This window comes from Clostridia bacterium (genome assembly GCA_017410375.1).
GTDB lineage: Bacteria > Bacillota > Clostridia > RGIG6154 > RGIG6154 > RGIG6154.
Genome location: JAFQQW010000051.1, coordinates 24,951 through 41,020 on the forward strand (window position 1 = coordinate 24,951; position 16,070 = coordinate 41,020).

Annotated in this window: 8 protein-coding genes; 5 read left to right on the top strand and 3 right to left on the bottom strand. The window is 42.5% G+C overall.

Annotated elements, in window-relative coordinates; translation table 11 throughout:
• Positions 1-14: 14 nt before the first annotated feature.
• On the bottom strand, positions 15-1,184 hold the full coding sequence (gene nagA / locus IJE10_07315; protein MBQ2967907.1) for an N-acetylglucosamine-6-phosphate deacetylase: 1,170 nt from the start codon (positions 1,182-1,184) through the stop codon (positions 15-17).
• Positions 1,181-2,431: a Gfo/Idh/MocA family oxidoreductase gene (locus tag IJE10_07320; protein ID MBQ2967908.1), complete on the bottom strand. Its 1,251-nt coding sequence runs from the start codon at positions 2,429-2,431 to the stop codon at positions 1,181-1,183. The genes nagA and IJE10_07320 overlap by 4 nt, the downstream gene beginning before the upstream one ends.
• A 250-nt stretch (positions 2,432-2,681) precedes the next feature.
• On the opposite strand from IJE10_07320, the gene IJE10_07325 reads away from it, so the two are divergent.
• From IJE10_07325 to IJE10_07345, 5 genes are all read left to right on the top strand, one after another.
• Entirely contained in the window at positions 2,682-3,497 is an 816-nt protein-coding gene (locus IJE10_07325) for a helix-turn-helix transcriptional regulator (protein MBQ2967909.1), read from the top strand.
• A 15-nt stretch (positions 3,498-3,512) separates the two neighbouring features.
• A complete protein-coding gene (locus IJE10_07330; protein MBQ2967910.1) occupies positions 3,513-3,860 on the top strand; it encodes a beta-lactamase family protein in 348 nt (115 codons plus the stop codon).
• Positions 3,829-4,668 carry a beta-lactamase family protein gene (locus IJE10_07335; protein ID MBQ2967911.1) on the top strand — a complete coding sequence of 280 codons (840 nt, stop codon included), beginning with the start codon at positions 3,829-3,831 and terminating at the stop codon, positions 4,666-4,668. The genes IJE10_07330 and IJE10_07335 overlap by 32 nt, the downstream gene beginning before the upstream one ends.
• A 20-nt stretch (positions 4,669-4,688) precedes the next feature.
• Positions 4,689-6,728 carry a beta-galactosidase trimerization domain-containing protein gene (locus IJE10_07340; GenBank protein MBQ2967912.1) on the top strand — a complete coding sequence of 680 codons (2,040 nt, stop codon included), beginning with the start codon at positions 4,689-4,691 and terminating at the stop codon, positions 6,726-6,728.
• A gap of 402 nt (positions 6,729-7,130) precedes the next feature.
• Positions 7,131-9,893, top strand: a complete 2,763-nt coding sequence (locus tag IJE10_07345; GenBank protein MBQ2967913.1) for a beta galactosidase jelly roll domain-containing protein — start codon at positions 7,131-7,133, stop codon at positions 9,891-9,893.
• Between the two features lie 721 nt (positions 9,894-10,614).
• Here the strand turns inward: IJE10_07345 and IJE10_07350 are convergent.
• Entirely contained in the window at positions 10,615-15,903 is a 5,289-nt protein-coding gene (locus IJE10_07350) for a hypothetical protein (protein ID MBQ2967914.1), read from the bottom strand.
• Positions 15,904-16,070: the final 167 nt, after the last annotated feature.

Sequence of the window (16,070 nt, forward strand, 5' to 3'; positions counted from 1 at the left end):
ATTTTCCCTCCGTTTTATCTTAATTTTTTTCCGTTTATTATAACTTCTTTTACGGATATGTTTGCATCAAAAAATACTAAATCTGCAAAATATCCGTCTTTGATTGCACCGCGTTTTTCAAGTTTCATGATTTTCGCAGGCGTTTCGCACATCATTTTAACGCATTCCGTAAGGGGTAAGCCTACCTCCTTATGCATCACGCGCATCAGCCGGTCACAGGTGGCAACACTCCCTGCAAAGGCGGACATATCGGTAAGATATGCCACATCATCCTTTTTTACAATGCAGTCCATGCCGTCTGCTTTCGGTCCTAAAACAGACGGACCGCTTTCCTGACAGGCACCGCGCATGGAATCTGTCACCATGCACATTTTGTCCGCACCTTTTATCTTATAGACAAGTTTTAAAAGCTCCACAGGCAAATGCACACCGTCTGCAATAACTTCAACCGTAACATCCTCTTCTAAAAAAGCCGTTTCCACCGCGCCAAGCTTTCGGTACATATTTCGTCTTGTGACACCGTTCATGCCCGAATACAGATGCGTTGCAATTTTGCACCCCATATCCACAAGGGGTTTAATTTCCTCATAAATCCCGTCGGTGTGGGCAAATGCAGACACTATCCCGTTTTCATTCAAGTATGTGCAAAGTGCTTCACTTCCCTCTCGCTCGGGCGCATAGCTGATTCGCTTTAATGTGCCGCAGCTCGCCTTGTTCCACGCCTTATATTCTTCGGGCACGGGCGATTTGATGTATTTTGGATTCTGCGCACCTCTCTGGGCATCCGCGAAATACGGGCCCTCCAGATGCGAGCCTGCAATATAAGGCTTGCCGGGTGCATTTTGCTTCATGGCATCTCTTACATTTTCAACAAATTTCAAAGTATCTTCGAAAGACACGGAAGGCGCGGTAGGATAAATGGTTGTAGTGCCGTGCTTTGCATGGGCGAAGGCCGCATTTAAAACATCTGAAACCGCTCCGTCTGCAAAATCGTATCCGCCGCCGCCATGCACATGAATATCTATGAATCCCGGAGAAACATACAATCCCTTTGCATCTATTTCCGCATCGAAATCCATTTCTTCATCTGTAAGCGCAAGAATTTTTTCATCTTGAATATATAAGCTTTGCCCTTCCACCGGTCGGTCGGTCAAAAAGACAGCATTTTTGATTTTTGTAATCACGGCTTCACTTCCTTTAATTCGTCATAAAATTCCGAAAGCTTCACATTTCGTCCTTCTGCCATGGATGCATTTGCCGCCATGCCGATGCCGATAGACATCATGCCTGCTCTTAAATCTGCCATCTGCGTGATGGGGTCTGTCCTGTCGGGATGGCGGAACAATCTGTCCCGAAGCTCGGTATCTGCACCACCGTGTCCGCCTGCTGTTGTTTGCGGAATGTACATGTTAATAATTTCACCCTTGCGATTGTAGATGGTCAGCGAGCTATTGGATTTAGAGTCATAATTGGCTGCAGTCGCCAAACCGTTCTGTTTGATTTCCATTCTGCCCTCTGTACCGTTTAAAACAAGGTTTAATCCTTCGTAGGGTGAATGCGCCGTAAGAGAATAGCTCATAATCGCACCGCCCGAATATCGCACATTTACGCTTACGCTGTCTTCAATATCAATTTCGTCTGCAAAAACACATTTATCTCTGTAATAACCGTCCACGTCCTCACAATCGCGGTAAATTTTTTTAAGAGAGATTTCTTTATCAATATCCAAAAAGAATTTGCAGGTTTCTTTATGCGGACAGTTTGTGCAACGCTCCGCACGTTCTTCCCGCGTATTGCCGTAAAAACGTCTGGTACCAAACGCCATAACCTCAACCGGGTCTTCTTCCAAATACCAGTTTACCAGGTCAAAATGATGGGTAGATTTATGTACCATAAGCGATCCGGAGTTCTTCCGTTCTCTATGCCATCTTCGGAAATAATCTGCCCCGTGAGAAGTGTTTAACATCCACTCATAGTGCACACTTAAAATTTTGCCGATTGTGCCCGATGCCACAATTTCCTTGATTCTTTTAAAAAACGGATGAAAACGCAAATTAAAGGTAACAATGACCTTTTTTCCCGTTTCCTCCTGTGCTTTTTTGATGCGCAATGCCTTTTCAAAGGTGGTGGTCAGCGGTTTTTCGGATATTACATCACACCCTGCATAAAGTGCTCTTAAAATGTAATCGTCGTGCGCACAGTCTTTGGTGGTAACAATAACCGTATCAGGCTTTACGATTTTAAGCATTTCGTCAAAATCGTCAAACACAGGAATATCCTTCCCCGAAAATTCGCTCACCAGCTTTGCACGCTTGAAATTAATATCATACACACCGCAAAGCACAGCACAATCTTCATATTCTTTTACAAGCGGTACGGCATAGGAATGAATGCCTCTGTGTCCGCATCCGACCAAAACGTATTTTTTCAAAGTCAAACAACCTCTTTCTCCACAAAAAGTTTTTTCTCTTGCATTATAGTATGGAATCCGCACAATGTAAAGAGATTATATTATGTAGTTCATGATAAAATTACGTTAAAAACAAAAATTCAAATCGCTATTTTAAAAGGTTTTTCCGACGAGTCAGGATTTTTTTATACTTCATCGGATTATATTACAATCCATTTTTCCTTTACTTTTTGACTGCAGTATGGTATACTGAATACAAGGAGGCGATAATATGCCAAACCAAATTTTCGAATTAAAAGAATTGTCTGTCTCACCCAAAGAGCTTTCTCTATACGTTCCGCCTATTGTTTGGAAAGGCGACTCTGTCGGTCACATTGGTGTAAACGATTTATTCTTCTGGGTGCTTGAAGGGGAATGCTTTTTAAATATTGATTCCAAAACCCACATCATAAGACCCAACCAGCTTGCGTTTTTGCCCAAAGGCAAAATGCGTGCCTATACACACGCCTCAGAACACTTTTCTATGTACGAAATGGCATTTTCCGCCACCTCAAACGGAGAAAACCTGATGAACATCTTAGGACTTTGTGAACAAAACTTTGTAGTTGATATTCCAAATCCTGCCGAAATGACTGCTCTGTTTGAAAATTCCAACCGGATTGAGTTCACTAAAAATCCCTTGCATGATTTAAAATGGTGTGCAAATATCATCAACATCATCAGCATATATACCGAGGAAAGACGCAAGCTTTCCGATAACGACAACAACACTTTCAAAGTTGTTTTGGAATACATGTCAAACAACCTTTCAAGCCCCATAAAAATTGAAGAACTTGCTTCCCTTGTGTATATGCAACCCACCTATTTTATCAAAAAATTCGGTGATACATATGGTCTGCCTCCCATGACCTATCTAAATCGCATGCGTATGTATAAAGCCATGGGTATGCTTGCAGGAACAGAAAAGAGCATAGAACAGATTTCACACGAAATCGGCATTTCGGACGTTTCCTATTTCGCGCGTGTATTCAAAAAGCATTGCGGCATTTCCCCGACCGCTTATCGGGCGGAATTTAAAAAGCTTTAACAAAGGAGAACAAAAATGAAAACATTAGATAAATCCCTGCTGTACGAAAAGGTTTCTGCCACCATCCAAAAAGATATTGAAGAATGTAATCTTGCAGGCGCAGCGGTCATGGTGGCACAGCACGGCGAGCTTTTGTTGGATGCGCGGTTCGGATTCAGCAACTATTTAACCCAAAAACCGCTTAAGCGAAATGCAATGTTCCGTTTAGCATCCATGACAAAACCCGTAACTGCCGTGGCAACAATGATTGGTGCACAAAAGGGCTGGTTTGACTTAAACGCCCCTGTAAGCAAGCATTTTCCCGAATTTGAAAAAGCTTTATGTAGGTCGGTTGGAAGGAGGAAGAGTTGTTCCGGACCATAAGCCCAAAAAGGCGGTTTGTCTGCATCAGCTTTTGTCCCACAACAACGGATTTATGGCATCAAGTCCCCTTTATGAAGTGCAGGAAAATGCCATGCCCCTTTCTGCTTTTGAAAACAACAAGACCGCTGTCAGATATTGTCTTGAAAATACCTGCTTAACTTTAGAGCCATACTTTGAAACGGGCTACAGTGGATATTTTGCCTATGATTTAATCGCGCTTTTACTTGAACGGCACAGTGGTCTGCAATATGCCGATTTCATTGCCGAATATATTTTTAAACCGCTCGGCATTCGGGATATTACCTACACACCCACAAGCGAGCAATGGCAACGCGCCGTAACCATGTTTGATAAAACCGTTGGCAGATGTGGTGCAAATGTGGATATGGGCAATCACACCTTTGAAGGATTTCCTTTAAGCTACACCTGTGCAGGTGCCGGGCTGATGGGCAGTATTGAGGATTATTTTGTGTTTGCCGAAATGCTTCGGAATGGTGGCACTTACAACGGCGTGGAAATTGTAAAACCTGATCTTTTTTCAAAAATTTATCAAAAATATGTACCTATGGAATATATGCCGAAAGGATCACGGCACACCTGGGGCTTAGGTGTAAGAATCGCCGTAAACGATTTAAACCTCCCGGACGGTTGCTGGGGCTGGAGCGGCGCTTATGGCACCCATTTCTGGATAGACCCTGTAAACGATATAACTGCTGTTTATATGAAAAACAACCGCTGGCACGACAGTCGAGGCTGCGGAAGCACCGGCGGAAAATTTGAAGCCGACGTTATGGCTTCTCTCAGATAAGAATAAAAAGGAGTGGTTTTATGTGGTATTCGGATTCGTACAGACGGCATTTGTGTGATATGCACATTGAGGATTGGAATGAGCAGTTTTTATCAGCGTTTTCCATTGAAGATTATGTGCAAAACTTAAAAACCGCAAACATTCAGAACGCAATGATTTACCTGCAGTCGCATGTGGGCTTGTGTAACTTCCCCACCAAAACGGGACATATGCACAAGGCGTTCATCGGAAACGAAGATAAGATTAAACGTCTGATTGATTTGTGTCATAAGAACAATATTTTAGTGACCGGCTATTACAGCTTAAATTACAACACAATCGAGCACGATATGCACCCCGACTGGCAGATGAAAACCCTTTCGGGCAAGTCACAGCGCGAGGGTGGAATGTCAGACGGTGAAACGCTCGACTTTGCATCTGTACGAAAAACCAGATACGGTTTTTGCTGTCCCAACAACCCCGATTACAGAAATTTTGTGTATGCACAGATAAAGGATATGACCGATTATTTTGATTGCGAGGGCTATTTCTTTGATATGCCCTTTTGGCCGCACACCTGCTATTGTGACAAGTGTAAGCAACGCTGGGCAAAAGAATTCGGTGGCGACATACCTGTAAAACCGAAAAACGGAACTGATGATTTTTACAGACTTGTAGAAGCTAAAAACAGATGGATGGGTGAATGGATACAGTCGGTAACCGATTGTGTGAAAAAGATAGATTCATCCCTTTCTGTAGAGCATAATTTTGCTTCTGCCATTGCTGCAGACTACTATTCCGGATGTACAGAGCCCGTAAATGAAGCCAGCGATTTTGTGGGCGGTGATTTGTACGGTGGTATTTTAAACCATTCCCTTGCCTGCAAATTTTATAAAAACATCACAAAAAATCAGCCCTTTGATTATATGTTTTCAAGATGTAAGCCCGCGCTTCAGTCCCACACACTTACCAAATCCTCTGACGAGATGAAAACAGAGGTTATGCTAACTGCCGCACATCACGGTGCAACCATGGTGATTGACGCAATCGACCCGATTGGTACCCTTGATAAACGCGTATACGAACGCATTGGCGAAGTTTTTGCATTTCAGAAAATGTACGAGCCGTATTTTAAAGGCGAAATGTTGGAAGATATTGGCCTTTATTACAGCTTAAAAAGCAATTTTATATTCAGGGATGAGCCATTTACTTCCAAAACCGCCTGCATAAACGCCTCCAAATTTATGATAGAGCATCATATTCCCTTTGGCGTCACAGGTCCTTATCATTCTCTTGACAAGTACAAAACCGTCATTTTGCCTTTGCTTGCCAAATCTGAACAAAATGACAACGAGCGAATTATAGATTATGTAAAAAACGGTGGAAAAGTCTTTTTAAGCGGCGCAGACAACCCTACGCTGATTGAGGCGCTTTTGGACTGCAAGATACAGGGCAGAACAGATGAGATAAACATTTATATTGCTCCCGAGCAAGGCTGTGAAGACTTGTTTTACGGATTCAACCAAAAGTATCCGCTACCCTTTTCGGGAAGCGCGCCTATCCTGCAATTAAAAGACAATTGCGAAATTCTGGCAAAAATCACACTGCCCTACACAAAGCCTTCCGAGAATCGCTTTGCTTCCATTCACTCCGACCCTCCGGGCATACCAACAGACTTCCCGGCAGTTGTTTTAAAAACTTACGGCAAGGGTGAAATTCTCTGGTCTGCCGTTAATTTGGAGAGTATGGGATTTTATGAATACGGCGAAATTTTCATGAATTTGCTGAAAAAATTAACAGATTTTGAGGCATTATCCTTTAAAAGCAATGCGCCCGAGGATGTGGAAATCACCGTTTTTGAAAACGGTGACGAAATGACCGTAAATACCGTTCTTGTAAACGAAAAAACGGTTGCCCCCATCATTTCTCCCTTTGAAATTCGGGTAAAGACGGCTCAAGAGCCAAAATCCGTGACCCTACTCCCCGAAAATGAAAGCATAAACTTTCGCTTTGAAAACGGATACACCGTTTTCAACACACGAGAACTTAAAATCTTTGATATGTATCGTATTCAAAAGTAATAAAAAACAGCCCGATTGTCCCGATTCTTCACAGATTTATAAAAAGTATGTACCCATAGAATATATGTCAAAAGGCACACCCGTTCTGACAGAGCAGGTGTGCTCGATTTTCATATGATTATGGTACATTTGTCCATTTACAGATATGCAGTTTAATGGTATAATAATTGCGCCCACAGAAAAAACACTTCGTGTTTTACATTTATGCAATTATTGTACCACGGAGTGATGAAGCAAGCCGACTGCGGCTTGCACTTATGGTATAATAATTGCGCCCACAGAAAAAAACACTTCGTGTTTTATATGTATGCAATTATTGTACCACGGAGTGATGAAGCAAGCCGACTGCGGCTTGCACTTATGGTACAAAATATTTAAAAAACAGAAATGGAGTGTTTTGACATGCAGTATCAATCCTTTTTGTTAAACGGTAATTGGGAGATGAGCTATCAACGCAAGGCATACCAAGGAATGGAAAACCCCTGGAATGTGTCAGATATGGCACTTTCTTCCAAAACAGCATTTGTCAGCAACGCAATACCCGGCTATTGGGAGGATATGACCGAAATTTTCACATCTTTACCTTTTGCGAATGACATTAAAATCAATCCGGAATTTGGCGGTCAAAGATACCCAATGACCGGTCGCTGTCCCGATATGGCGCTTCCAAATGTAATGGGTAATTTCTTTTATCGGCGTACCTTTGATTTTAAGCCCTCAGACGGAGAAAAAACACTGTTTTTTGAAGGCGTACAAAACACGGTGATGGTCTGGTTAAATGATGCATATATCGGCAGACACGAGGGCTACAGCACGCCCTTTGAACTGCCCGTTCCCGAAAACGCACTGAAGAACGGCGAAAATACGGTGGTGCTTTCTGTGTCTAACGATCGCCTTGCAGGGTATGGCGGTTATCCCGTTTCAGGTTTGACTTCCCGTGCCGCCAACGAATATACCGGCGGTATTACCGGAAAAGTAGAACTTAGAGTTTACGAATCACCTTTACGGGATGTGGTAATTAAAGTTTCCGAAGATGTCAAAACCGTTTCGGTGGAGGTTATTGCAACCCAAAAAGCACCCATTACCTGGAAAATCCGGGATGGCGAAACTGTATTAAAAAGCGGAAGTGCTACGGGTAATTTTTTGTTTGATACAAAGGGACTTGCGTGTTGGAGTCCCGAAAATCCGAAGCTCTACACACTTATTGCAGAATGCGAAAAGGGATATATTGAGCGAAAGTTCGGTGTACGGAAGTTGATTGCCGACGGACCGCATTTTAGTTTGAACGGCTATCCTTATTACTTAAGAGGTATTTGTGAGCATTGTTATTTCCCCGAAACCATACATCCCGCACATGATTTGAAGTATTATCGCAGTATCATCAGGCATATCAAAAAGCTTGGCTTTAATTTTATCCGTTTTCACACCTATATTCCGGAAGAGGAATATATGCAGGCAGCGGATGAATTGGGTGTTTTGGTGCATGTGGAAAGCCCGGGCAACACAACACTTGCTGAATGGGCAGAGATTGTACGGTTTTGTCGCCGACACCCTTCGGTAGTGATTTACTGTTGCGGCAACGAGTTACAGATGGATGACGCCTTTATTGGCCACTTGGAAAAGTGTGCTGCTGAAGTGCATGCGCAAACAGATGCTTTATTCTCACCCATCAGTGCACTCCGGGGATTAGAATATAATTTTATTGAGCCGGAGCAGGAGCAACACTTAAAGCACGAACCTTTTAAGCATCATCCGCCGCGGTTTAAGCGGACGAGTGGCTTTTGTGATTTGTATTCCAGCTACGCCGGCGGAGATCACAGCTATACTTCGATAAAATGTGACCCTGCCGCAGAGGATGCGAAAAGTGTAGTTTATCACCACAAGCCCAGAGTCAGCCATGAAATCTGCATTGACGGTACATACACAGATTTAAGCTTAAAGGACAGATACAAAGGAACAAGAGTGGGTCGAACAGAAATGTTTTCCTCCATTGAAGAACATCTTGCCGAAAAAGGGCTGTTAAAAAACGCGCCACTGTATTTTAAGAATTCTTGTGAATGGCAACGACGTGTCAGAAAATACTGCTTTGAAGCGGTACGGCGCAGTGAATATATTGCAGGCTATGATTTTTTAGGCCCCATTGATACCCATTGGCACACTTTTGGTTATGATGTGGGTATGATGAACGAATTTTACGAGTTAAAACCCGGGGAGTCGGTTCGCAATGTACGTATGTACAATTCCGAAACCATTTTGCTGACCGATCTGGCAAGGAAGAGAAATTTCAAGTCGGGTGAAATACTGTCCTGTAAAATTCTTTGCTCGTCCTATCACAAAGCAGTTCTAAAAAATGCTGTACTGGATATCCGACTCACCTTAAATGGGGATGTGATCGAAAGACAACAGGCTGTAATTGAAGAAATCCAAAACGGAAAAGTGTCGGAAATTTATCATTTGAAAATGACTCTGCCGACTGTACAAACGCCCGGTGCCATAGAGCTTTGCGTTGCTTTGAACGGAGATGTGCTTTATACTGAAAACGAATGGGAGCTTTATCTGTTCCCCGAGCATATAATTTCAGAACGAGATATTCTGGTATCAAGCGGTATGACAGAACAAGAACTGATTGCGGCACTGCGGGCAGGCAAGGATGTTCTGCTTCTTGGTGCAGACCCCTTTGCAAGTCTGCCGTGCACCTTTAAAATAGCGCTTGCAGGGCGTTGTGCAGGTAATCTTGCAACGGTCATAAACGACCATCCTGCCATAGGCGATATTCCGCATGAGGGCTTTTGCGGGTGGCAGTTTGCCGAGCTTTTTGAGGGTGGCAGGGCGGTTTGCTTTGAAGATAAGAGCCTGCCTTTCCATCCCATTATAGAGGTTGTGTCCACCCATAAATGTGTCATTCGTCAGGCAGCACTTTTTGAATTTGCGGCGTTTGACGGAAGATGTGTGGTTTGTTCCTTTAAGTTTGACTCAAAGGATCCGGCGGCAAATTATTTAAAAGCACAACTTATAAATTATATGCAAAGCAAAGCTTTTACCCCCACCGATGTTCTGTCCGAAGAACAATTGGGGGCACTCGTTCATCAAGAAGTGACAAATGTTTCGGGAAACACAAACTTTGCAGTAAATCCAAACGACAAAACGGCTGTCCGGAATAAATAAAGAGGTATACAAAACGAACTTCGCAGACACAAAAAGAACATTTTTAAACCTGCCTATTGGTTCAATGGGCAGTAATTGGTTCCCTTTGCAATGTACCGGAAGCTCCTGTAAACGATACAACCGCTGTTTATATGAAAAACAACCGGTGGTATTTCATTTCAGGGCTATGCCTTACCCGATACCGGCTGTGCACAAGTGCGCTTTTACCCATCTGCCAGCCATGCAATTATTACTTGCTGCCCATAAATGGATCGTTTTTTTGCAATCTTCCCCTTGAGGGCGATGATTGCCCATGGCAATCGTTTATCGCCGACCGAGTCGGCAGACGAGACAGCTGTCGAGCATAGCGAGACTGATGAGGTGTTAATTTTATAATCTTTCCATACCTACATTGCCACCTCATCCGAGTTTTTCTCTGCAAAACCCACCTTCCCCTCACGGGGAAGGCTTTCCACCAAATTGTTTGTGCAATTTTACAATATTTAAAAGTAATATACTTTTTTATACGCTTTACTTTGCTGTCCGTTCATCGGTTAACCTTTATTGAATCACGCGACCATCGCGTGGTTTTCGTTGCAAACAACGAAAAGAGACCGGCATATGCCGGTCTCTTTTATCGCTCATTTTCTCGCATCAAAGTTTTATAAAACGTATCAGCAATACACGCGCGTTTCTGCAAGCACATTAACTATCTGCTTTGCTTCAAACTGATTAAACAACCTCACTTTATCGGCTTTAATGTACCGCTTCCGCCGCTTACTGTCTCACCTGATAAAAGTTCGGATGACAAAGTATACTCAAAGGTTTTTGTTGAATCATCTACCTTTACAATAAATTCATACGGATATACATCGTCAGTCATTGTCATGGTTTCTCCACCAATACTGTAAGACAGTGTTACGTTCTTTGTAGTATTGGGTTTATCTGTTACATAAACATATGCATAGTATCCATCGGGAGACATCTGCAAAACGTAACCCTTACCATTTGTGTGTGTTGAAACGGTATTTTCAATTTTTGAATTTGTAGTAGAGTATTCTACCTTTGAAAATGCAGGTGCTTTTACTGCATCTGTTTTAATGATGATTGCCTTTAATGCTCTTGCAGGAATGGTAAGTTCGGCTTTTCCGTCTGTAAACATAACGGTTCCGATATTGCCTGTTTTATCATAAAGTGTTGCGCTTCCTGTGTAAGCACCAATCTTTTCACCTAAGGAAATGGTGGTTGTTACATCTTGTTGAGACTCATTCATAAATGCTATACCGGCAACGCCATCTTTCTTGGCTGCCATAAAGTCAATTTGAATATTTCCGGTTTCAACAATGCCTTCATCCAGCCATGCCCACATATTTTCTTCATCATAGAACTTTCCTGCTTCATGTCCGTACTGATTGGAGTTAAAGTACGCATAACCTTGCTGACGGAGGGATGGGAACTTAATATTTCCGTTTGACCACAGAAGCGTCTGGTTGATTAAGAAATCTTCCAGCATTGCCAAGAACGGCGTAATATGATGTGCATAAATAGCGGTATAGTCCGGTCCTTCAAACGGATATTGTTCGGTTTGCTGATATGTAGTAAAGCCTGTTAATTTATAACCCGGATAATTTGAAAATCTGCCGATGATTACATTTCGAGCAAGCATTTCATAGTATTCATCATCCGTATACAAGGAAAGTCTCATCAAATCCCCTGCCCATGTATTCATGGTAATATGTCCGGATGATCCCTGGAAAGTAGAAGATTGTTCAAGACCAAGACCGACACGAGACGGAATCCAGGAGGGTACTTCACCTGTAAGCTTAGTGATATTCACATTACTGGACAAGTCGCTGAAGTGTTCTCCCGGACGTCCTACACGGAATCTCTTGTCGCCTGCCCACCAGGAGTCGTTACCGTCTTTGTCCGCATCTCCGTTCCATTTCATGATTTCATTTATATCGTTCGCCAGTACAGTGCCGTTTTTCTTTTCTCCATCCAGACCCGGCACCCAAAGCGTGGTTGCAAGATAACGTGCAACTTCTTCTGCTGCATCTAAAAATCTTTGCTCTCCTGTTATCTCATAAATGTCGATTAATGAAGCTAAATTGGGGAAGTATGAAATGTTGATAAAGGAACTCCAGCCAATCATTGAGGTAGGTGTCGCATATACCACTTCCTCTAAATATTTATCGGCATCAGCAACAGCTTTATCCAAATACGTCTTGTCTCCTGTGTATTTATACATGTTCAGGAGATTTGAAAAAGATGCGATAGAACCATAGGAGTTGGTAACCTCGCTCGTTCCTTTTTTCAATGCATGTTCATGTAAGAAAGGAACCATACCACGTGTCATTTCATACATACCGCCATACACATTGGCGTTGAAACCTGCAATCGGTTCACCAATCGGCATGGGCAATTCTTTGAATGACCAGTACGAAAGTCCGCCTTTTCGGTCTGTAGAATTAAAATGTATATCCCCTCTTGTGAGTGTGGACGCAATGGTCGGAATCGCTCTTTCGGTTAAGACATTTTCATCTTCTGTCAGCAAATACTGTTGCATTGCATACATCGGATTACCCTGGGATGTAACATTCATACCTTCCATATTGTAGTGTCCCATGTTGTTTGCATCCCAACCACCGTAATAATCATCCATCATAAGTTTTCTTGTATTGAAGATTGCGGTTGTCAAAGATGTATTCACATTTTCACGGTAATCGCTTACATCAAATAATTCCTGTGTGATATATTTATAGGTATCAAACCAATCTCCCGGTGTACTTACAATACGATACTTAAAGGTATAACTGTCACCTGCATTCATTTTTGAGTCTTCTGTACCTAAAACAGGGGCAAAAGCTGACGCACGGTAATTGCCGTAAACGCCTTTCATATTTATACCAAATATACCATTGTCGTTATAAACCCAACGAAGCGGAATGAATGAGGGCTCTACTACAACACCTTTGGTAACCTGAACGCCGTTTTTGGTTGTTGTATATGTGCCCATAGGCGTAAAGAGATATTGTTCAATAAGAAGACATTTATCGCCATGAATTCTCTTACCTTGTACACGATAGGGTGCGAGAGCGAACGAAATGTCATCATAAGCCATTTCACTGCCTTCCCAACCGCCCATGGTATAGAAGCCTTCTTTGTTTGCCACCATATTCATTGTAACAAGAGGTGTTTTGGTATCATCCAGCGACCAGATAACTTCTAACGACACCCCATCTTTATCTTCAAAGAGGAGCTTCAACTGATTATCTGCAATTTTTTCCATTCCGATGGGCACAAACCAAGTTTTTAAACCACTTGCGTACAAATCATTACCTGCATACAGACGACTGATTCCGTCTTCTTTGAATTGCGTGCTGAACGTATACTTATCCTCAGCAGGCGCCATTTCCTGGGCATTATCTGCCGAAATAACCACATAGCCCAATTCTTCTTTACGTTCTTTTGTTAAAACGTATTGACCATTCTGTTTTGCGTAAATTTCGTTTTGAATTACAGGTCCTTTTGCAGTCGGAACATTATAAAATACAACCTTTACATCTGCATTTTCGAGTACAATTTCTTGTGTCGGTTCTGCTTGTTCTTTTGCATATTGCGGAAAACCTGCAGACTTGCCCGATGTAGGATTGAACGGAGATGCAATTGCATACATACTATTCATATTTTCCGGCGGAACGTAATTGGGATCCTCTGTCAATAAAATCGCATCACATCTTGCGCCAAAAGCGGAGGTATCTATCAGCGAAAGCTCGTTTTCACCTTCTTTTACAGATACTTCGCCTGCACGCATCCATATAAATCCTGTCTTTCCATGGGTACCAAATTCTGCATCCACACGTTTGCCGTTAACTTCAATCTGAAACTTTCTGGTTCCCTGCTGGTTGTACTGGAAGTCTTTAGATCTTGCCCAAAGGGTATATGTTCCGCTCTCAGGCGCATCAAAAGTAACCTTTGCGGGTTTTGTTTTAGATGGATCCGCGTCCTTGGGCGTAGGATTGCCGACATTCGGATGCATACCTCTTAAAGCTTTTCCGTCAAAAGCACCCGACACACCGGTTTCAAACGACCATGTACCGAGTTCTTTAAAAGAAGAAGGTACAAACCAATAGGTTCTCGGTGTAACACGCGCCATAATAACTACGGTTTGTGTTTCGTCTATCCATTCTACATTTGCGCCCAATGCTTCCGATACAAAACGGAGCGGAACCAAAGTTCTGTCGTTTACAACAATGGCAGGCTGATCCATAAACTTGCCTTCGTTGTCAATTCTTGCCATACTATCCCCGATGGGAAGCATTATTGTTTTACCGTTTCTTATACCGATTGCGGTCTGGTTGTCATTATCCCATTGTACATCGCAACCAAGTGCCTCAAAAATAGCACGGAACGGAACCATAGTTCTGTCATTCATTAAAATCGGAGGCACATCAAATTGCATATATTCGCCATTTAATTTTACCGCAATTTCATCTGCAGGTCTGCCAGTATTATCTTGTGCCTGTTGCTTTACAGTGCCCGGTACATATTGTTTTTTGGAAAGCTCTTTGAAATTTTCAACCGAATCATCCACCTTAAAATACAAGTCGTCCGTAATGATGATCATATCCACACGTGCATTGTATCCTTTATAGTCCATCACTTTCAGCAATTTTTCGCCGGAAGAAAACGGAAGTACGGCACTTTCCTGCCATCCCCAGGCATCCTTTCCGAGTGCACCAAAAACGATATCCGGATTTTCGCCGGCTTTCACCTTGAACAATCGGGTGCCCGGCATAGACGCAAAATCTCTTGTATGTACCATGACTTTGTAAAAACCGTCTTTAGGAATGCCAAACTTTGCTGTAGCCGGATTATTCGACGAATCCTTGTTATCATTTCTTCCTACCATAATATTGGGAAGCACGCTGTTTTTGGTATCCTGATTTGTAATTTCCCAACTTCCCAAGCTGTTCTTAAAGGTTTCGGGTGTATATACATAGTAGTTATACCCCTCTTTAAACTCTACAGGTTTTGCCTCTACGGATGGTGTATCGGAACTTTCTGTCTTGGTTTCGAAATCGGTAGCTAAGTAAGGAAGAACCCATGCCGGATAGGTTTCGGTCATTTTTTGGATTTCTTCTGCCGTTTCAGGCAAAGGAAGATTGTCATTTGTTGTTAAAATAATGCCCTCTAATCTTCCGTAAAACGCAGCAGTATCAAACACTTCTATTGCTGTTCTGCCCTCCTTGAGGGTAACAGAACCAACCTCTTCCCAGGCAAATCTGCTCTCGCCATGGTCGCCGATAACCGTATCAAAACGTGTGCCGCCGACCGCAATATGGAAAAATCTTGTTCCGGATTCTACGATTGAGCCGTTTGAGCTTATAAAAGCTGCATAATCTCTTGCCCTTGCATAAACCTTATAGGTGCCATCCTTCGGCACATATATACTTACCTGTGCCGACTTTGCGCTTTGCATGCTTGATGCGTTGGATTTTAAGATTTCTAAGGTTGCGCCCACTTCAGGTGCAGCAATATTCCAAGAGCCGGGATGTTCTTTAAAATCCTGTGCTTTAACAAATATCGTAGGTGCACCTGTATAACCTGCCGGCGGATCAGGCAATTTTACCGGCTCCGGCTTGGAAATAGTAAGATTCAATGTGTAGTTATTGTACGTATCTTCACCCTTAGGTCTTGAAGGCGCCGCCGCAGTTGCTTTGACAGCCAAAACCGTACGACCGCCATCTCTCATTTCGTTGGAGATGATGGTACTATCTAAGTTATACTTTACGTTTGCATCACTTAAATTTACAAGTTCAGCCGTAACTTTATAACCTGCAAGACTGTTTTCAGTAACCTCCATCGGAAATTCGCTCAAAGGCACAACAAAGCGAATGCTGTTGTCCCCTACACCGGAAGAAACAGCCGTTACCTGAAATGAATCCTCTTTTGTTCCTGCAAAAACGTTCATGCCAAGCAGGTTGCACAGCATACAAAAGAGCATAAAAATTGCAATCCATTTCTTCATTTTCTTCATCCTTTCTTTTAGTTGTAATTCTAATTTCTACCGACATTATGCTTGCAAACAAGCTTGGTCGATTAAAGTTTACATTTTTATTATAACATTTTTCTATTTACAAAGCACGAAAAAAGTTGTATAATACTAGATAAAAGTTATTATTTCAAAGGAGGAAT

Bases quoted from the DNA above. Each gene is read 5' to 3' on its own strand.
- IJE10_07325 (MBQ2967909.1), top strand. From the start codon at position 2,682: ATGCCAAACCAAATTTTCGAATTAAAAGAATTGTCTGTCTCACCCAAA.
- IJE10_07330 (MBQ2967910.1), top strand. From the start codon at position 3,513: ATGAAAACATTAGATAAATCCCTGCTGTACGAAAAGGTTTCTGCCACC.
- IJE10_07340 (MBQ2967912.1), top strand. From the start codon at position 4,689: ATGTGGTATTCGGATTCGTACAGACGGCATTTGTGTGATATGCACATT.
- IJE10_07345 (MBQ2967913.1), top strand. From the start codon at position 7,131: ATGCAGTATCAATCCTTTTTGTTAAACGGTAATTGGGAGATGAGCTAT.
- IJE10_07350 (MBQ2967914.1), bottom strand. From the start codon at position 15,903: ATGAAGAAATGGATTGCAATTTTTATGCTCTTTTGTATGCTGTGCAAC.